15 protein-coding genes are annotated in these 18,793 nt (G+C 60.0%); 11 read left to right on the plus strand and 4 right to left on the minus strand.

Annotated features, from left to right (window positions below; translation table 11 throughout):
• Nucleotides 1–114: 114 nt before the first annotated feature.
• From BLQ98_RS12875 to BLQ98_RS12910, 8 genes are all read left to right on the plus strand, one after another.
• Nucleotides 115–1,359 (plus strand): sarcosine oxidase subunit beta family protein, encoded by a 1,245-nt coding sequence (locus BLQ98_RS12875; protein ID WP_093733762.1) that lies wholly within the window; start codon nucleotides 115–117, stop codon nucleotides 1,357–1,359.
• 97 nt (nucleotides 1,360–1,456) lie between these two features.
• The gene (locus BLQ98_RS12880; protein ID WP_093733718.1) at nucleotides 1,457–1,711 is read left to right on the plus strand and encodes a hypothetical protein; all 255 of its coding nucleotides are present in this window, start codon (nucleotides 1,457–1,459) and stop codon (nucleotides 1,709–1,711) included.
• Nucleotides 1,712–1,804: 93 nt separating this feature from the next.
• Complete coding sequence (locus BLQ98_RS12885) at nucleotides 1,805–2,134, plus strand: sarcosine oxidase subunit delta (protein WP_093733719.1); 330 nt, start codon at nucleotides 1,805–1,807, stop codon at nucleotides 2,132–2,134.
• A gap of 79 nt (nucleotides 2,135–2,213) precedes the next feature.
• Nucleotides 2,214–5,231 (plus strand): sarcosine oxidase subunit alpha family protein, encoded by a 3,018-nt coding sequence (locus tag BLQ98_RS12890; protein WP_093733720.1) that lies wholly within the window; start codon nucleotides 2,214–2,216, stop codon nucleotides 5,229–5,231.
• Complete coding sequence (locus BLQ98_RS12895) at nucleotides 5,224–5,805, plus strand: sarcosine oxidase subunit gamma (protein WP_093733721.1); 582 nt, start codon at nucleotides 5,224–5,226, stop codon at nucleotides 5,803–5,805. Before BLQ98_RS12890 ends, BLQ98_RS12895 begins: the two co-directional genes overlap by 8 nt.
• Nucleotides 5,806–6,000: 195 nt before the next feature.
• Nucleotides 6,001–6,600 (plus strand): superoxide dismutase, encoded by a 600-nt coding sequence (locus tag BLQ98_RS12900; protein ID WP_093733722.1) that lies wholly within the window; start codon nucleotides 6,001–6,003, stop codon nucleotides 6,598–6,600.
• 153 nt (nucleotides 6,601–6,753) lie between these two features.
• On the plus strand, nucleotides 6,754–6,963 hold the full coding sequence (locus tag BLQ98_RS12905; protein ID WP_093733723.1) for a hypothetical protein: 210 nt from the start codon (nucleotides 6,754–6,756) through the stop codon (nucleotides 6,961–6,963).
• Entirely contained in the window at nucleotides 6,960–7,415 is a 456-nt protein-coding gene (locus BLQ98_RS12910; RefSeq protein WP_093733724.1) for a host attachment family protein, read from the plus strand. The genes BLQ98_RS12905 and BLQ98_RS12910 overlap by 4 nt, the downstream gene beginning before the upstream one ends.
• A gap of 260 nt (nucleotides 7,416–7,675) precedes the next feature.
• On the opposite strand, the gene BLQ98_RS12915 is transcribed toward BLQ98_RS12910, so the two are convergent.
• A complete protein-coding gene (locus tag BLQ98_RS12915) occupies nucleotides 7,676–8,230 on the minus strand; it encodes an LOG family protein (protein WP_093733725.1) in 555 nt (184 codons plus the stop codon).
• 111 nt (nucleotides 8,231–8,341) lie between these two features.
• Between BLQ98_RS12915 and BLQ98_RS12920 the strand changes: the two genes are divergently transcribed.
• Both BLQ98_RS12920 and BLQ98_RS12925 read left to right on the plus strand, forming a co-directional pair.
• The gene (locus BLQ98_RS12920) at nucleotides 8,342–9,631 is read left to right on the plus strand and encodes a LysM peptidoglycan-binding domain-containing protein (RefSeq protein WP_093733726.1); all 1,290 of its coding nucleotides are present in this window, start codon (nucleotides 8,342–8,344) and stop codon (nucleotides 9,629–9,631) included.
• 87 nt (nucleotides 9,632–9,718) lie between these two features.
• The gene (locus tag BLQ98_RS12925; protein ID WP_093733727.1) at nucleotides 9,719–11,575 is read left to right on the plus strand and encodes an ABCB family ABC transporter ATP-binding protein/permease; all 1,857 of its coding nucleotides are present in this window, start codon (nucleotides 9,719–9,721) and stop codon (nucleotides 11,573–11,575) included.
• 32 nt (nucleotides 11,576–11,607) lie between these two features.
• Here BLQ98_RS12925 and BLQ98_RS12930 read toward each other — a convergent pair whose 3' ends face one another.
• The gene (locus BLQ98_RS12930; RefSeq protein WP_093733728.1) at nucleotides 11,608–12,063 is read right to left on the minus strand and encodes a DUF302 domain-containing protein; all 456 of its coding nucleotides are present in this window, start codon (nucleotides 12,061–12,063) and stop codon (nucleotides 11,608–11,610) included.
• Nucleotides 12,064–12,284: 221 nt separating this feature from the next.
• Here BLQ98_RS12930 and BLQ98_RS12935 point away from each other — a divergent pair, with 221 nt between their 5' ends.
• The gene (locus BLQ98_RS12935; protein WP_093733729.1) at nucleotides 12,285–13,511 is read left to right on the plus strand and encodes a multidrug effflux MFS transporter; all 1,227 of its coding nucleotides are present in this window, start codon (nucleotides 12,285–12,287) and stop codon (nucleotides 13,509–13,511) included.
• A gap of 3 nt (nucleotides 13,512–13,514) precedes the next feature.
• Here BLQ98_RS12935 and BLQ98_RS12940 read toward each other — a convergent pair whose 3' ends face one another.
• Together BLQ98_RS12940 and BLQ98_RS12945 are read right to left on the minus strand one after the other, a co-directional pair.
• Nucleotides 13,515–17,336: an efflux RND transporter permease subunit gene (locus BLQ98_RS12940; RefSeq protein ID WP_093733730.1), complete on the minus strand. Its 3,822-nt coding sequence runs from the start codon at nucleotides 17,334–17,336 to the stop codon at nucleotides 13,515–13,517.
• Entirely contained in the window at nucleotides 17,333–18,577 is a 1,245-nt protein-coding gene (locus BLQ98_RS12945) for an efflux RND transporter periplasmic adaptor subunit (protein ID WP_093733731.1), read from the minus strand. The genes BLQ98_RS12940 and BLQ98_RS12945 overlap by 4 nt, the downstream gene beginning before the upstream one ends.
• Nucleotides 18,578–18,793: the final 216 nt, after the last annotated feature.

The following is an 18,793-nucleotide window of genomic DNA, read 5'->3' on the forward strand; positions in this document are numbered from 1 at the left end:
TGTCGCAAAACTGTTATGGAGTGCCGCGACGGGTATCCTCTTTTTCCCCCGAGGACCCAGAAAGAAGCCAAGCCGAGTGCGGCTGCCCACGAATCCTTGCCGGAGACCGCTTTCATGAAGAAATACTCAGCCTTTGCCGTCGCCCGCGAAGCTCTGCGCCATCACACCGGTTGGCAGCGGGCTTGGCGCGATGCGCAGCCCAAGAAACGCTATGACGTGATCATTGTCGGTGCTGGCGGACATGGTCTGGCGACGGCATACTACTTGGGTAAAAACTTTGGCATCACCAATGTGGCGATCCTTGAAAAAGGCTGGCTGGGGGGCGGGAACACGGGCCGCAATACGACGATCATCCGCTCGAACTACCTGCAAGATCCCTCTGCTGCGATCTACGAAAAGTCACGGTCGCTGTATGAAACCATGAGCCAGGACCTGAACTATAACGTCATGTTCAGCCCGCGCGGCGTGATCATGTTGGCGCAGACCCACCACGAGGTGCGCGGCTACCTGCGTACCGCCCACGCAAACGCGCTGCAGGGTGTGCAAACCGATTTTATCGGGCCTGAAAAGGTCAAAGAGCTGGTCCCGATCATCAACATCGATGGGCCGCGCTATCCGGTTCTGGGTGGTCTTTGGCAAAAGCGTGGCGGCACGGCACGGCATGATGCTGTGGCGTGGGGCTATGCGCGGGCGTGTTCGGATATGGGCATGGACGTGATCCAGAAATGCGAAGTCACCGGCATCCGGCAGGAAAATGGCAAGGTCACCGGCGTCTCAACCAATCGAGGCGACATTGATTGCGACAAGCTTGCTATGGTCGTCGCAGGGCACTCGGGGCATTTGGCAGAAATGGCGGGCTTCCGTCTGCCGATCGAATCTGTCGCCCTTCAGGCGCTGGTGTCCGAACCGATCAAGCCCTGCATGGATGTGGTGATCATGGCCAATACCGTGCACGGCTACATGAGCCAGTCCGACAAGGGTGAAATGGTGATTGGCGGCGGCACCGACGGGTACAACAACTACACTCAACGTGGGTCATTCCATCACATCGAAGAAACCGTGCGCGCCTTGGTGGAGACCTTCCCAATGGTCTCGCGGCTCAAGATGCTGCGCCAATGGGGCGGGATCGTGGATGTCACGGGGGACCGGTCTCCGATCCTGTCGAAAACGCCGGTGGAAGGCGTATTTGTGAACTGCGGCTGGGGCACTGGCGGGTTCAAGGCGATCCCAGGATCGGGCTGGGCCATGGCTGAACTGATGGCCAAGGGCCGGTCACCATTGACCGACGCATTTGGGCTCAACCGGTTCCAGGAAGGGCGCTTTATCGACGAATCCGTGGCGGCAGGGGTGGCCCATTGATCAGCGTGCGTAACTCAGTTCATTTCGGCAAAGTACGGAACTTTATAGGGCGCAGCGGCGTTTGCACTTCATATCAAGTTTATGAAGGACCATTCACATGGCAGACCCTGACCACAACCAAGCGCCACACACCACACAAGCGCCCCAAACCACCGTTAACAAAACCAGCGGCACTGGTTCCGGTATCATCATCGGTGTTCTCGTCGTTCTGGTCCTTGGCTTCGGCTTTTTCTTCTTTTCGGGCGGCACGCCTGCGACTGATTCCGGTGATATCAACGTCAACGTCGAAGGGGCCACAGATGGCGCTGCCGATGCCGTTGAAGGCGCTGCAGAAGAAGCAACCGGCAACTAAGCCGCTTTCCACTCTATTTATGATGACAAAGGCTGGCCCCCGTGATGGGGCCGGCCTTTTTGCGTTTCACGCCAACCTCAAAGGGAGCGCCCCATGCTGACACTGACTTGCCCCAACTGTGGGATCACCGCCGAGGAAACCGAATTTCACGCCGGTGGTGAGGCGCATCTTAAAAGGTTTGGCCCGGGCTCCTCTGATACCGAATTCGAGCAATATCTGTTTATGCGCGACAACCCCAAGGGCGTGCATTTCGAACGTTGGCGCCACGTCTATGGATGCGGCAAGTGGTTTCACGCCGCGCGCGATACCATGACGCTCGAGGTATTTGGGACCTATACCGCCCAGACCAGCACCGTCCCTCAAGATATCATCAACAAGATAATGGACCGTCGCCCCGACTGGCAGGCATCGACCGCCCCATGATCGCCGCGCTCCTTCATTTTGCCAAGAAAACTCCCGCCGGAGGCGTCCGCGCTTTCGCAATATTCCAAGGTTTGACTTCATGAGCACCAGAATTGCCACAGGCGGCCGCCTGCTGAACAAATCAAATGCAGTCAGTTTTTCGTTTAACGGAAAGCAGTTGCGCGGTTTCGAGGGCGACACGCTGGCCTCGGCTTTGCTAGCGAATGACCAGATGCTGGTGGGGCGTTCGTTCAAATATCACCGTCCGCGCGGCATTGTTGCGGCAGGACCGGAAGAGCCCAACGCGCTGGTCAATTTGGGACAGGGAGACCGGTTCGAGCCCAATCAACGCGCCACCACCACCGAACTTTTCGACGGCCTGCAGTCCGAGAGCCAGAATCACTGGCCCAGCCTCGAATTCGATGTGGGCGCGATCAACAAGCATCTTAGCCGGTTCTTGCCTGCGGGCTTTTACTACAAGATGTTCATCCACCCGCGTCCCTTCTGGAAGCACGTCTACGAGCCGATCATTCGCCACTCTGCCGGTCTGGGCAAAGCGCCGAAGGATTTGGACGGCGACACCTATGAACATTTTCACGCTTTTTGCGATGTGTTGGTCATCGGGGGCGGCGTCGCAGGCCTTGAGGCCGCACGCACAGCGGCGTTGTCTGGTGCAAAAGTGATCGTGTTGGAACAGACCGCCCATTGGGGAGGACGTGCACCGGTGGACGGTGGCACCGTGGATGGCACGCCTGTTGGGGCCTTCGTCGATACACTGGTAGAAGAGCTATCGACGATGGAGAACGTCACCCTGCGCACCCGCGTCATGGGGGCAGGTGTGTATGACCACGGTTATGTGCTGGGCTATGAACGACTGACCGATCACGCGCCCAAGACTGCCGGGCCGCGCCACCGGCTGTGGCGCATCCGTGCCGGGCATATCGTGACGGCAACCGGCGCGATTGAACGTCCTTTGTCCTTTTCTGGCAACGACATACCCGGCGTGATGCTGGCCGCGTCAGTGCGAGATTACTTGGTGAACTATGGCGTCTCGGTCGGGGATCGCACGGTTGTTGTCACCAATAATGACGATGCCTACCGCACTGCCATCGCCTTGACCGAGGCCGGTCTGACCGTGCCCGCCATTCTGGATGCTCGCGTATTGCCACAAGACTCCGCGTTGATGGCGCGGGCCAAGGATCTGGGCATCCGCGTGATGATGGGCCACGCTGTGGCGCGGGTCACAGGTGGCAAGCGCGTGACGGGCGTCGAGGTATGCAGCCAGTCAGGCGAAGGGGCGGTGCTTGAAACCTTCCCCTGTGATGCGGTGGCCATGTCGGGCGGATGGTCGCCCGTGGTGCATCTGTGGTCCCACTGCGGCGGTAAACTGACGTGGGACACGGCCGGTGCGATGTTCCGTCCTGATGTGAACAATCCGCCGCTGGGGGCGGACGGGCATGGGTTTGTGACCGCTGCCGGTGCCGCCGCTGGTTTCTTTGCGCTGGATGACATCTTGCACGACGCCCATGCTGCAGCCGATGGCGTGGCCACCACTCTGGGGTTCAAGCTGCCCGCTGATGCCGTATCGCCGAACGCCGACCGGCAAGAGGAAGCGCCGCTCGCCCCCGTCTGGATGATGCCTCAGGGTGCCAACGTTAAACTACGCGAAAAGACGTTTCTGGATTATCAGAACGACGTCAAAGTGTCAGACGTGCGGCTCGCCGCGCAAGAAGGGTTCGTCAGCGTCGAACACGCCAAACGCTATACCACGCTGGGGATGGCTACTGATCAGGGTAAACTGAGCAATATCAACGGACTGGCAACGCTTGCCGGCGCGATGGATGCCGATATTCCTGCTGTGGGCACCACCACCTTCCGCCCGCCGTACCACCCGATCTCTATGGGGTCGATCGCGGGCGAGGCGCGCGGCGACGTGTTCCAGCCGATCCGTCGCACGCCGCTGCATGACTGGCACGAGACGAACGGAGCCGACTGGGAACCTGTCGGCCACTGGCGACGCCCCTATGCCTATCCCCGCAAAGGCGAAAGCACCCATGACGCGGTCATGCGCGAGGTCACCAACACGCGCAGCAAACTGGGGATGCTTGATGCCTCCACCCTTGGCAAGATCATCGTCAAAGGGCCGGACGCGGGGCGCTTCCTCGATATGCTTTACACCAATATGATGTCATCGCTGAAACCGGGCAAATGCCGCTATGGTCTGATGTGTTCGGAAAACGGTTTCCTGATCGACGATGGCGTGGTTGCGCGGATTGATGAAGAAACCTTCCTCTGCCACACAACCACGGGCGGCGCGGAAAGCATTCACCAGCATATGGAAGAATGGCTGCAAACCGAGTGGTGGGATTTCAACGTCTACACGGCCAATGTGACCGAACAATACGCGCAGATCGCCGTGGTCGGTCCCAATGCCCGCACATGTCTTGAAAAGCTCGGCGGCATGGATCTCAGCAAAGAAGCGCTGGCCTTCATGGAATGGGCGGACGGCACGCTTGGCGGGTTCAAATGCCGCGTTTACCGGATCTCTTTCTCGGGCGAGCTGAGCTACGAGATCGCGGTGGACGCCGGGCAGGGGCAGGCGTTCTGGGATGCGCTGATGGTGGCGGGCAATGATCTGGGCGTGATGCCCTATGGCACCGAATGTCTGCACATCTTGCGGGCCGAAAAGGGCTTTATCATGATCGGGGATGAAACCGACGGCACTGTGATCCCGCAGGATCTGGGGCTGAACTGGGCGATCTCTAAAAAGAAGGACGACTACCTGGGCAAGCGCGCGCAACAGCGGACGCATATGGCCGATCCAACGCGGTGGAAACTGGTCGGTCTGGAAACCACCGACGGCAGCACCTTGCCGGACGGGGCCTATGCCGTGGGCGAGGGCGAGAACGAGAACGGCCAGCGCAATATGATCGGGCGCGTCACCTCGACCTATCATTCGCCGACCTTGGGCAAGGGGATCGCCATGGGGCTGGTGTTGAACGGGCCGGACCGCATGGGCGAGGTGCTCGACTTCCCCGGGACCGACGGCAAGACCTATCAGGCGAAAATCGTCGATCCGGTATTCTATGACAAAGAAGGGGCCAAGCAAAATGTCTGAGGCGGTAAGCGCATTGAAAGCGGCAGAATTCACCGGCGGCATTGCCGAGGTAACCCTGATGGATCCGATTGGCATGATCTCTGTCCGCGGGGATCTAACGGCGGCCTATATGAAGAAAGCGCTGAAAAAGGCCGTCGGCCTGGGCCTTCCCGACACCCGCAGCGTCCAGATCAACGGGGATCGCGGTGTCGCATGGATGTCACCGGACGAGCTGCTGTTGCTCTGCCCCTATGATCAGGTCAGCGACACGATCGACATGCTGACCAAATGCTTTGGCAGCAATCACACGCTGGCGGTCAATGTATCCGACGCGCGGGCGGTGTTCCGCATTAGCGGCGCGCACAGCCGCGACGTGCTGGCCAAGCTTGCGCCTGTGGACCTGTCGCCAGCGACCTTTACCCCCGGCATGATCCGCCGCACGCGGCTGGCGCAAGTACCGGCGGCGTTCTGGATCGAAGAGGGTGACAGCTTCCGTCTTGTCTGCTTCCGGTCGGTCGCGCTTTACGTGTATGATCTGCTTAAGATCGCGGCGCAGCCCGGTTCGGCCCCTGTATTTTATAGCGCCAAGCCGTAAGTCGCTGATCAAGGGTAGGGCGGTGCGCTGGCGGGAACATTCCCGCTGGCCAGCCGTTTTACCTTTAAGCGGGTGACAATCCAAGCGCCCCGTCAGCCGTGTCGGTTTCCCCCTTGCGGGTCGATCAGCACTTGACCTTATGACGGGACGGGCTTCATGTGACCCAGACGCAATTCAATAACGGAGGCTTTTCTCATGGCTTTTACTCTTCCTGATCTTCCCTATGCCCACGATGCGCTTGCATCCAAAGGTATGTCCAAGGAAACGTTGGAATATCACCACGATAAGCACCACAACGCCTATGTGACCAACGGCAACAAAGCCATTGAAGGCACCGAGTGGGAAGGCAAAACCCTCGAGGAAATAATCAAGGGCACCTACAACCCTGATGCGGTCGCGCAAAGCGGCATCTTCAACAACATCAGCCAGCTGTGGAACCACAACCAGTTCTGGGAAATGATGTCCCCCGACGACAGCAAAATGCCGTCCGAGCTGGAAAAAGCGATCACCGAAAGCTTTGGGTCGGTCGATAAGTTCAAGGACGAATTCAAGGCAGCCGGTGGCGGTCAGTTCGGCTCCGGTTGGGCGTGGCTGGTTAAGGACACCGACGGCGGCCTGAAAGTGACCAAGACGGAAAACGGCGTGAACCCCGTTTGCTTTGGTCAAACCGCACTGCTGGGTTGCGATGTTTGGGAACACTCCTACTACATCGATTTCCGCAACGCGCGCCCCGACTACCTGTCGAACTTCCTCGACAATCTGGTGAACTGGGATAACGTTGCATCTCGCATGTAATAGCGATTTAATCGGTTAAGGCATCGCGCCAAGCCGTTGATATACCTATGTTAAAGGCCCTGCAGCATTCCGCTGTGGGGCCTTTTCTTGTGGAACCACCCGTGTGACTGGGGCGTTTTGTCTGTGAACCCACAAGATGAGAAGGAGACCACAATGGCAGAGCGTCACAGATCGAAGGACGGCGTCAAGGAAACCGACAAATACATCAGCGAAGCCGATGATATTGACCATCAGGGCCGCTTTGGCGGCGGGCTGCAACGCGATGTCGGCACCCAGGACGAAGAGAAACAGGTGGTCGACAAACCCGGCGCTGACACCCGCGTCACCGGCGAAGACGAACGCAACCACGGAGAAGACGCATGACCAAGATTGAAAATGGCACTTGGGTACTGATCGCCGACGGTGAAAAAGCGCTTTTCATGGTGAATGAAACCGACGGAGAGGATCCTTTCTTTCAGGTGTTTCGCGAAGAAGAGCAAGAGAATCCACCAAACCGTGATCAGGCCGCAAACCGACGGGGGCGCTTTAACGATGGCCCATCAGTGCACCGGTCCGCTGTGGATGACACCGACTGGCACCAGCTATCCAAGGACCGTTTTGCAGCAGAGCTGGCCGAGATCCTGTATAAGCAAGCACACAAGGGCAAGTTCGACAAGATCGTTCTCGTCGCTCCGCCGAATACCTTGGGAGAGCTGCGTCGCGAGATGCACCAAGAGGTCGCAAACAAAGTCGTAGGCGAAATCCCCAAGACATTGACCAACCACCCCATCGAAGAAATCGAGAATATCGTGAAATCGACACTCGACGCAGCGTGATACTGTGGCGGTATAGACACACCATAGGTGCAGTTCTGATGCCTTGTTTGTAGACGGATATCTGCGGTTTTTCGCGGAGTAGGAATGGGCACCTGTTTATGGGTGCCCTTTCACATTGAAAGTTAGGTGGGATCGGAAGATCAGGCCGAAGCTGTGTTAAATGCACCGCTCCCAGAGATTTTGCCTCGGCGCTTCTCAAGCCAAGTCCCGATGGTGCGCGGCTACTTGCTGCCGCTTTCGGTCCCGTATCTGACAGGTACTTAAGCTGTCAGCCCACGCCGCAAAACCTCGAGCGCGGCATCGACATTATCCACAGTGTCGACATAGCCAAGCAGGCTTTCATCGGCAAAGCCATGTGCGACGACATGATCCAATAGCGCGGTCAACGGGTCCCAGTAACCGTTTGTATTCAATAGAATTACCGGCTTTTGGTGCAGGCCGAGCTGGCGCCAGGTCAGGACCTCAAAAAGCTCGTCCAGTGATCCGGCACCACCCGGCAAAACCACCACAGCATCACAGTTCATGAACATCACTTTTTTGCGTTCATGCATCGTCTCGGTCACGACATAGGTGGTCAGATCGGTCTTGCCGACTTCCCATTTCACTAGGTGGTCGGGGATCACACCAAAGGTCGTGCCCCCGGCTGCCTGTGCCGCCCGCGCCACAGTCCCCATCAGCCCTACATCACCTGCGCCATAGACCAAACGCCAGTCGTTCTGCGCCAAAGCCCGTCCCAAAGCGTCGGCTTGTGTGGTATATTCGGGGTCATCACCGGGGCGCGAGCCGCAGTAAACACATACGGATTTCTGGATCATAAGCGGGGGTCCTTTTTGCGAATATGCACTTGGCATGCAGCTGTATTTTGACCGGTGATAGCCTGCTTGGTACAAGTGCTCAATGTGGGGAAGTTCAAAGGGATGAACGGAATGGCGGTGTTTCAAACGCGGGGTGCTCAGTTTGCAGGCGCGGTCTTGGTCGTGGCGGTTGCAGTGGCCGGATATTTCTGGTCGCAAGATGCTGATCCTGTCCCGCCTGTGATATCGCAAGACACCGCGCCTGATGTGGTCGTGACGACGCAAGCGGCCCCCGCGCAGACTGGCAGCACGCAGACTGGCAGCATGCCTGCTACAACCACGCAGACCAGCGTCGCCCCCCAAGACACCGCAGCCGTGCCCTATGTCGCACCCGCACCGCAGACACCCGAACCGGCCGCATCGCCCGCCACACCCAGTTTTGACGAAGTCCGCCGCGAAAGTGACGGGATGACCGTGATCGCTGGCCGTGCCGCCCCCGGTGCCCGCGTTAGCGTCATCAGCAACGGCGCAAAGGTCGCCAGCGCGCAAGCCGATGGTTCTGGTAAATTCGCCACCCTTGCCATTCTGCCCGCCGACGGCAGCGGCAAAATCCTGAGCCTTACCGCGGATGCTGATGGCGGCCCCGTCGCCTCGGTCGAGGAGGTCATTCTGGCCCCGATTACCGCACCAGCGGTGGCGCAAGTGGCAGTCGCTCAAGCGCCTTCAGGCGATGATCCAGTGCCGTCGGTTGGCACCAAGATTGATCCCGTCGCGCCTGCACGTGACGGTATGCCAAACGACACGGCGCCAGAAATGACCGAGGTAGCCGCGCTTGATCCGCAGCCCGAACCCGTCGCTCGCACAGCCCCATCGCCCCCTGCGACCGAAACGACGGTAGCGTTGCTCAAATCTGACGCCGACGGGGTAGAGCTGCTGTCAGCCTCAGCACCCGAGGTCACCGACCGGATTGCGCTGGATACGATCACCTATTCCGAAACAGGGCAGGTCCGACTGGCGGGGCGGGCCCAGACAAAGGCATCCTCGGTACGGGTCTATCTCGACAATCGCAATGTCGGCGCGCTTGAGGTCGATCCCGAAGGGCGCTGGCGCGGCGATATCGAGGATATCAAGACCGGCATCTACACCCTGCGCGTGGATGAACTGGATCAGGGCGGCGACGTGATCAGCCGCGTTGAAACCCCGTTCAAACGGGAATCCCCCGAAGTGCTGGCACGCGCCACGGCAGGCATCGACGGCCCGATCAAGGCGGTCACCGTGCAGGAAGGGGCGACGCTTTGGGCGATTGCGCGGGAACGATATGGCGATCCGACGCTCTATGTGCGTGTCTTTGCGGCGAATCGCGATTCAATCCGCGATCCAGATTTGATTTATCCGGGTCAGGTCTTTGACCTGCCGGATTGACTAACAGCTATGCATGCAGATTGGGCAGCCGCACTGGCATGATCCGACGGAGGGGCCTATGTAAGGGGCAACTACACAGGATCGTTCATGTCAGCCGATAGCCCGCGCACCGCAAGCCAGCCCAAACCCGCCACCCAGTATCCCATGACCGAAGAGGAAATTGCCCAAGCTGCAGAGCGGCAATCGAACCTGCTGGTCTTGCGCAAAGTGGCCCCGTATCTGTGGCCCGACGATATGCCGTGGGTCAAAAAGCGAGTCGTGTGGGCGCTGATCTTCCTTGTGGTGTCCAAGCTGATTTCGGTCGTCATTCCGGTGATTTACAAAGACGCTGTTGACGCCCTTGCGAACGAGGGCGTGCCGTTTCTGGCGCTTGGCGCGGTAGGGCTGACGATTGCTTATGGTATGGCCCGCGCGATGAACGTGGGCTTTCAACAGCTGCGCGACGCGGTGTTTGCCCGTGTGGGGCAGCGTGCTCTGCGGATGCTTGCGCTTGAAACATTTGAACATATTCACAAGCTGTCGATGCGCTATCATATCACGCGCAAGACCGGCGGGCTGAGCCGGATCATCGAACGCGGTGTCAAAGGCGTGGAATTCCTGCTGCGCTTCTTGCTGTTCTCGATCGGGCCGTTGATTTTAGAACTGCTGCTGGTGGGCATCATCCTGACGGTGTTGTTCGATGCTTGGTATCTGCTGATCGTGACGGTCACCATCGGGCTTTATGTCTGGTTCACCTTTGCGGTGACCGAATGGCGTGTAAAGCTACGTCGCCAGATGAACGACCGCGACACAGACGCGAACCAAAAGGCCATCGACAGTCTGCTGAACTATGAAACCGTCAAGTATTTCGTTGCCGAACAGCGCGAGGCGCAGCGGTATGATGCGGCGATGGCCGGCTACGAAGAGGCGGCGATCAAGACGAATTACTCGCTCGCCTTTCTGAACTTTGGCCAGTCGTTGCTGATCACCTGTGGGTTGGTCGGCGTGATGATCCTTGCCGCGATTGGTGTGCAGAACGGTGATCTGACCGTGGGTGATTTTGTCATGGTTAACGCCTATATGGTGCAATTGACCGTGCCGCTGAACTTCCTCGGCACTGTCTACCGCGAAATCCGGCAGGCGCTGGTGGATATGGGGCAGATGTTCACCCTGCTGGATCAACCGGCTGAAATTTCGGACAAGCCCGACGCCCCTGCGCTGCAAGTCTCCGGCGGGCGTGTCACGCTGGACAACGTGCGCTTTGGCTATGACAACGACCGGGAAATCCTCAAAGGCGTGTCGATCGAGGCAGCTCCGGGCGAGATGGTGGCGATTGTCGGCTCTACCGGATCGGGTAAATCTACCATCGGGCGGTTGTTGTTCCGGTTCTACGATGTGCAAGGCGGCGCTTTGCGCGTGGACGGGCAGGACGTGCGCGATGTGACCCAAGACAGCCTGCACCGCGCGATTGGCGTGGTGCCGCAGGATACCGTGCTGTTCAACGACACGATCGGATATAACATCGCCTATGGCCGCGATAATGCCACACAAGAAGACATCGAAGCCGCGGCGCGTTCCGCACAAATCCATGACTTTATCCAGCGCTTACCGCTTGGATATGACACTGCCGTGGGCGAACGCGGGTTGAAACTGTCGGGCGGGGAAAAGCAGCGGGTTGGCATTGCGCGGACCTTGCTGAAAGACCCGCCGATCCTGCTGCTGGACGAGGCGACAAGCGCGCTGGACAGCGAGACGGAGCACGAAATTCAAGATGCCCTGCGTCAGGCGGGCAAGGGCCGCACGGTGCTGACCATTGCCCACCGTCTGTCCACCGTGGCCGAAGCCGACCGGATTGTCGTGCTCGAACAGGGCGAGGTGGTCGAGCAGGGCACCCATGACGATCTTTTGGCACGAAACGGGCGCTATGCGCAGCTGTGGCAACGCCAGCAATCCGAAGGCGAATAGCTGGCGTCAGGGGTTTTGGGGCAAGGCAGAGATTATTCTGCGATGGCCTTGTCGGTCAGTTTGTTCAACGCGCCGGTCATTTTGGTCAGGTATTCGGCGTCATCGGGCAAGCCGTGGTCTGCCGCCAGCGTGGCGGGGTCGTGATAGCTGACATGCACCATGCCGCTGTCATCTGCATAGGCCAGCACGCGCATGGGCAGGTCCAGACCGGCGGTCTGACCGTCCAGCATCGCAGGCGTGCCCAATTTCGGGTTGCCAAAAATCAGCAGCGTGGTGGGGCGAAGCTCCATCTCTACGTTGGCGGCACCTTCTGCGTGGTCGACGCGGGCAAAGACCGTGGCCCCTGCTTCGGTCACCGCGCTTTCAAGGCGATCGATCGTATCTGGCACAGAGTGGGGGCTTGACTTGGTCACGATTTCGGCAGCAGCGGGTAGGGCTGTGAGCGTCGTCAAAGCAAGCGTTGTCGCGGCAAGAGTTTTGCGGATCATTGGGGTGTCTCCTTTGTTTTAAATGACCTTTTGGTCACGGGTACCCCCCATACCTAATGCGGTTCGGCGTCTGTGCGACCGAAATTTAAGCAGCCAGCAGTATTCTGCCGCTATAGGTGCACAAACGACGGGGTGTATTCTTGCTCATGGAGGCGTATGTGCTAGCTCAGCGCTGGCCGAGCGCAAGCGAACGGCACTCTCTCAATTTCAAAGGACCGCCCATGCCCGCCGGAATGTTCCGTACCGCCCTTATTCTTGGCTCTATCTGTGTGACAGGTCCCTTTGCCATCGACATGTATCTGCCCGCGCTGCCCGCGATCGAAGAGGCGCTGGATGTCTCTGTTTCGGCGGCGCAGATCACGCTGGTGGCCTATTTCCTCGCCTACGGCGTGTCGCAGCTGGTCTACGGGCCGCTGTCGGACCAGATCGGGCGCAAGAAAACCCTTGCTATCGGAATGAGCATTTTTTGCGTCGGTGCGGTGATCTGTGCGGTGGCCCCCGACATCGAGACACTGGTGCTGGGGCGTCTGGTGCAGGGCATCGGCGGCGCGACCGTGATGGTGATCCCCCGTGCTATCGTGCGCGATATGTACACGGGTGCGCAGGCGACGCGGTTGATGTCGTCGATCATGCTGGTGATTTCAGTCTCTCCGATGCTGGCCCCCTTGGCGGGCAGCGCGGTCGTCGCCTTTGGCAGCTGGCGCGAGATCTTTCTGGCGTTGGCGATCCTTGCAGCGGCGACGTTGACGATGGCGCAGATCGCGCTGCCCGAGACGCTGACCGCAGACAAGCGCCGCAAGGTCAATCTGGGAGATTTGTCGCGCAGCTGTGGTATCCTGTTCCGCGATCCGGTGTTCGTTGGCCTGACCTTTATCGCGGGTTTCGGCATGGCGAGCTTCTTTTTGTTCATTTCCAGCGCGTCCTTCGTCTACACTGGTCAATTCGGGCTGACCCCGACCGAATTCTCGCTGGCCTTCGCCTTTAACGCGGTGGGGTTCTTTATCGCCACGCAAGCCGCCGGGCGTCTGGCCGAAATGTGGGGGCTTGCCACGCTGATCGGGCGCGGGGTTACCGGATTTGCGGTGTGTTCGGCGGTGCTGACGGGCGTTGTGCTGGCCGGTTTCGGCACGCTGCCGGTGCTGTTGATCGGGCTGTTTCTGGCCTATTCCTTTCTGGGGGTCGTTGTGCCTTCGGCGATGGTCGCGGCGCTGGATGCCCACGGGCGGCGCGCGGGTATGGCATCTTCGCTCAGCGGAAGCTTGACGATCCTAACGGGGGCTTTCTGCATCGCTGCGACGACGCCGTTCTTTGACGGCACTGCCGTGCCGATGGTGGTGAGCATCGCGCTTTGTGGTGTGGCGGCATTGGGGCTGGTGATCTTTACCATGCCCAAGCTGCGCCAGCAGCAGGATGCCGCGGCGGCTCAGCAGATGTCTGCCGCTGCCTGAGGCTTATGTGGCCGGTTGGGTATGTGCCGGCTGCGCCATGTCTTCCCACTGGATCACGGTCGTCTGAAGCCGGCGCGCGTCGCGTGCCAGCGCCCAGTCCTGCGCTGATTGGCTCGCCCGCCCCAGCGACATCTTGGCCAGCAGCCGCGCAATCCAGCGGGCATAGGTCGTGGCCCACACGCGGATCGCCAGCATCGACGGCGTGACCAGCAGCGTCAGAACCGTGGCGATGCCCAGACCAAAGACCACCGCCGTTGCCAACTGTTTCCACCATAGCGCCGTGGGGCTGTCGATAGTGTAGCCGCCATTGGCAAAGTCGAGGCTAAGCCCGAACATCATCGGCGCAAGCCCTGCCATTGTGGTGATGGTGGTCAGTAAAACGGGGCGGATACGGGCCTGCGCCGTGCGAATGATCGCCTCGATCCGCGGCATGTACTGGCTGAACTCCTGATAAGTATCGATCAGGATGATGTTGTTGTTCACCACGATCCCCGCCAGCGCCACGATCCCAGTGCCGGTCATGATGATCGAAAACGTCTGATCCATCACCAACATGCCAATCAGCACGCCCGTGGTCGATAGCACCACCGCGAGCAACACCAGCACCGAGTTGTAGATGCTGTTGAACTGCGCCAGCAGGATGATGAACATCAACCCCAGTGCCGCCGTAAAGGCCGAGGACAGAAACGCCTGACTTTCGGCCTGATCCTCTTGGTCGCCGGTCCATTCATAGCTGACGCCATCGGGCAGAGGCTGCGTCTCGAGCCATTTTGTCAGCTCCGCAATCCGTTCGTTGGCATTAATCGGGATCATGCGCAGGGTGCCCTTGTCGAGCTGCTGCTGTAGATCGACGCCTTGGGCGGCATTGGTCCGGTGGGTGATCTTGAAGGCCGCGCCGTCCGGCCCCGTGATATCGCCCGCGTCCCCCGCAGGGCGCATCGTGGCAAGGGTGAGCGTCGTCGCCCCATTTTCCGCGGCGCTAGCGTCAGCCTCTGGCCCGCCGACTGTGCGCACCAGCTTGACCAGACCGGGGAAGACATCTGCCTTGAGGTCGAGATAGCGTTTCTGGTCGATCCGGTTGATCTCTGCCAGTTTGGGCACGGGGGTGCGGGTGATAAAGTTCGACAGCGGCACCAGCCCATCCGCCGTGCGTACCTTCAGCGTGTCCAGCGTGCTAAGCACACGGTCTTCTTGCGGCAGACGCACGCGGATCTCGATCTCTTCGTCCGAACTGTCGACCCGCATCGTGTCTAGCAGCAGCCCGCGTGTGACCAGCTGAACCATGGCGCCGACGGTGACCACATCAGCCCCGTATTGCCCTGCCTTGGCGACATCCACGTCGATCTGCCAATCGATGCCGGGCAGGGGGCGGGTGTCTTCGATGAGGGTCAGCCCGGGCATTTTATCGAAGGTGTCGCGTGCCACGGCGGTGGCGCTGATCAGATCGGTGAAACTGTCGGATTTCAGGCGCAGATGTACCGGCTTGCCCGAGGCCGGGCCAAGGGCCTGCGCGAGGATCTCGATCTTGATGCCGGGGATCGCGCTCAGCGCCTCTGTCAGCTCTGCTATGACGATGTCACCATCCAGTTCGGGGCGCAGGGCCCGGTCTTCCCACGGGATGGTTTCCAGCTGCACCTGACCGATGCTGTCCTTGGGCGCTTGGACCCCGCCGGTGTTGCTGTCCAACCCGCCTTCACCCGCAAAAGCGAAAGCGGTGGACACACCGGGATGCGCCAGCACGATGGCCTCGGCCTGCTGCATGATCGCGTCTTTCTCAGCCAGCGACAGGTTGCCCCGTGCCAGCACATAGACGATTGCCTGCTCGGGTTCAGATTCGACGAAGAATTCGACGCCTTTGTTGTTGTTTCCAAAGAAAATCATCGTGGTGCCAACGAAAACAAAAACGACCCCCGCAACCACGAGCGGCATCACCGGATTGCCTGCGATAAAGGCGATGACCCGCCCGAAGCCTGAGCGGCGGTAGCCTGCTTTGATCACATCAGGCCGCTTGCGGAACAGCCGCGACGTGACCCACCTCCCGCCGCGCCCCAAGCGGGTGAACAGCGCGAAAAAGCTGGTCAGTCCCAAAAGCACGCCCGATATTGCAACCGCCACAAGCGCGCAAAGCACGGCAATGCAAACGAAGACCACGGCAAGAACCGGAATGACCGATCCCGGAATATCCAGCCCGTCCATCCCCGCAAAATGCCCAGAGATCACTGCAAACAGCGGCGGCATCAGCGCAACCGGCAAGGCGATCATGGCAAACACGACGGGGAACAGCAGCAAATGCAGATAAAAGGGGAGCTTGGAAATAGCGGTCATATTCTGCGCCATCCAACGTTCCAGCCGTCCGGTGACGCCGCCCATGACGGGCAGGTAGATCAGCGCCACCACCAGCGAGGCAGATAGTACAAAGATCAACGTGACCGGCAACATGCCCATGAACTCCCCCGGGACGCCGGGCCAGAACAGCATGGGCAAAAAGGCACATAGCGTCGTCGCTGTGGACGAGATGATCGGCCAGAACATGCGCTTGGCGGCCTCTACATAGGCGGCCATCGGGCCTTCGCCCTGTTGCTGGCGGGCGTCTGCGTATTCCACGACAACAATCGCGCCATCCACAAGCATCCCCACGGCGAGGATCAGCCCGAACATGACGATGTTCGAGATGGAAATCCCCATGAGCGCCAGAAAGGCAAAACACAGCAGAAACGACGTGGGAATCGCAAAGCCCACCAGAAGTGCCGCGCGGATGCCAAGGGCGGCCAGCACCACGATCATCACCAGCGCAATCGCGGTAAAGACCGACCCCAAAAGCTGCTGCACCATACTGTTGACGATCCGGCTTTGGTCGTTGGAGGTGCCAAGCGTGACGGCGGCTTTCAGCCCCTCGGGCCAGGCGGCGCTTTGGGCGGCGACGATCTCTTTTACCTGCGCGGAGGTGTCGATCAGATTATAGCCTTTGCGTTTGACCACCTGCAGCGCCAGTGTCTTTTCGCCGTTAAACCGCGCTGTGCCTTGGCGGTCTTCGAATGTCAGGTTGATCGTCGCCAGATCGCCCAGTGTCACCACACGGTCGCCGTTGGTTTTAACCGGCAGGGCATAGACATCGCGCGGGTCGTTGAAGGACGACGGGATCTTGACGGAAAAGCTGCCCTGATCCGATCGCACTTCGCCCGCAGCAATCAACTGGTTATTATTCTGCACCACATTGATCAGCTCGCCCGCGGTGACGTCATAGGCCTCCAGCCGCAGGGGGTCGATCAGCACCTCGAGCATCTCGTCACGGTCGCCCGCCAACCCCGCCTCAAGCACGGCATCCACGCCTTCCAGCGCATCTTGAAGATCGCGCGCGACGCGGGCCATGGTGCGTTCGGGCACGGGGCCGGTCAGGTTGACGATGATGATGGGGAATTCGGAGAAGTTGATCTCTGTGATCGAATATTTCTCGTAGCCTTCGGGAAATTTTGCTTCTGCCGTGCTCATCGCGTCGCGCACGTCGGCCATGATCTTGGACTTGTCCCAGCCGAATTCGAATTCCAGCGCCACCCCGGCATAGTTTTCGGCGGCTGTGCCGGTCATGGTTTTCAGGCCGTCCAGATCGGAAAGTTCTGTTTCCATCGGTTTGACCAGCAGGGTTTCGCTATCCGCGGCAGAGATGCCCGGAAACTGGACCGAAACGAAAAGGGCAGGGATCTCGATGTCGGGCTCGCCCTCTTTGGGCAGGGTCGAATAGGCATAGCCGCCCACCACAAGGCTCAATAGGATAAAGGCCATGACCATACGGGCACGGCCTGCGGCCCAATCGACGATACTGCTCATTGCGGGGCCTCGCCGCGGAAGGTCGGGGTCACGGTCACGCCAGCGGTCACATATTCCTGCCCCATCACGATGACATTGGCCTGTGCGGGAAGACCCGTCACCCAGATGCCCTGCGGCGTGTCGCGCAAAAGGTCGACGGCGGCAAATTCAACGGTGTTTTCGGCATTGATCATGCGCACGCCAAGGGTGCCGTCATCGTTCAGTGTCAACGCCGATTGCGGCAGCAAATGCGCTTCGACCCCGGCCGAGGCGATGGCGATTTCTGCAGTTTGGCCGTCGCGGATGCTCAGGTCGGGGTTGGGTACGTCGATTTCCACCTGAAAGGTGCGGGTCGTGGGATCGGACGCGCGCGAAACAAAGGAAACCGTGCCAGCGATTTGTCGGCTGCCTGCGGCCAGTCGTGCCTGTGCCTGCGCGCCAAAAATGACGCGGTCGATTTCGGTTTCGGGGACAAAGCCCACCAGCTTGATCGGATCGAGCTGGATCACCTGTGCACAAAGCGATCCGGTTTGCAGCAAGCTCCCGAGTTCGGCAGTGTCGCTTTCCAGCAGCCCTTCGAAGGGGGCGGTGAGGGTCAGGCGGTCAATCTCGGCTTGGGTGCTGGCAACGGCGGCATCGGCGGCGTCGATGCCCGCGCGGGCGGCGTTCAACCCCGCCTTGGCCGAGCTGACAGAGGCGCGGGCGGCAGCAGCGGTCGCTTCGGCTGTGGCAAGTGTGGTCTGCGATGAAAACCCGCCTTTGCCCAGCTTTTGCGCGGCGTTGAGCTTGATCAGCGTTTCCTCCAGCCGTGCCTGCGCCTCGGCCACGCGGGCCTGCGCTTCTGGGACGCGCGACCGGGCCTCTTCACGACGGGCCTGCGCCTCTTTGAGCTGGGCACCGCGGGGGCCGGGGTCCAGTTCGCACAGCACATCGCCTGCGCGGACCGTGGCTCCTTTGCGCAGCGGGGTCGAGATCACAACCGCAGAGGTCTCCGCCTTGACCGCCACCTGCCGCGCGGCGGTGGTCTGGCCGCGCACGATGACCGCAGACGCCAGCGGGGCCGCGGCACTGCGCTGCACTATGACTTTGACGCGGTCAGGATCCGCTACATCCGACGCGCCGGCGGGATCAGGCCCGCCGGTTTCAGCTGCGGGCGTCTGCGTGGTCCCTTGCGTCAGCCCCAATAGGGCGTCGCGCTCGAAGATTGCCATATACATCAAAGCGGAAACGGCGAGTGCCGCAAGAAGGGGGAAGATACGCATTCGGGCCTCGGTTCAGTGGAACGCGGGCATTGCGGCACCGCAGTATGTCGTATGCTATAGGGCCAAGGGATTAAGTGAAAATAACTGTTCTGCATAGCTCACGGTCCAAAAAACTTGGGCAAAGCGGCCTTGTCGACAAAGGTGTGTATCAATGCTGTGCAGCCAAGCCCTTGGCAGCCCTGCACCCGCAGGTTAAGAGGGGCGTTAAATCAGGCG

Origin of the sequence: Sulfitobacter litoralis, assembly GCF_900103185.1 — a bacterium.
In the GTDB taxonomy this organism is placed as follows: domain Bacteria; phylum Pseudomonadota; class Alphaproteobacteria; order Rhodobacterales; family Rhodobacteraceae; genus Sulfitobacter; species Sulfitobacter litoralis.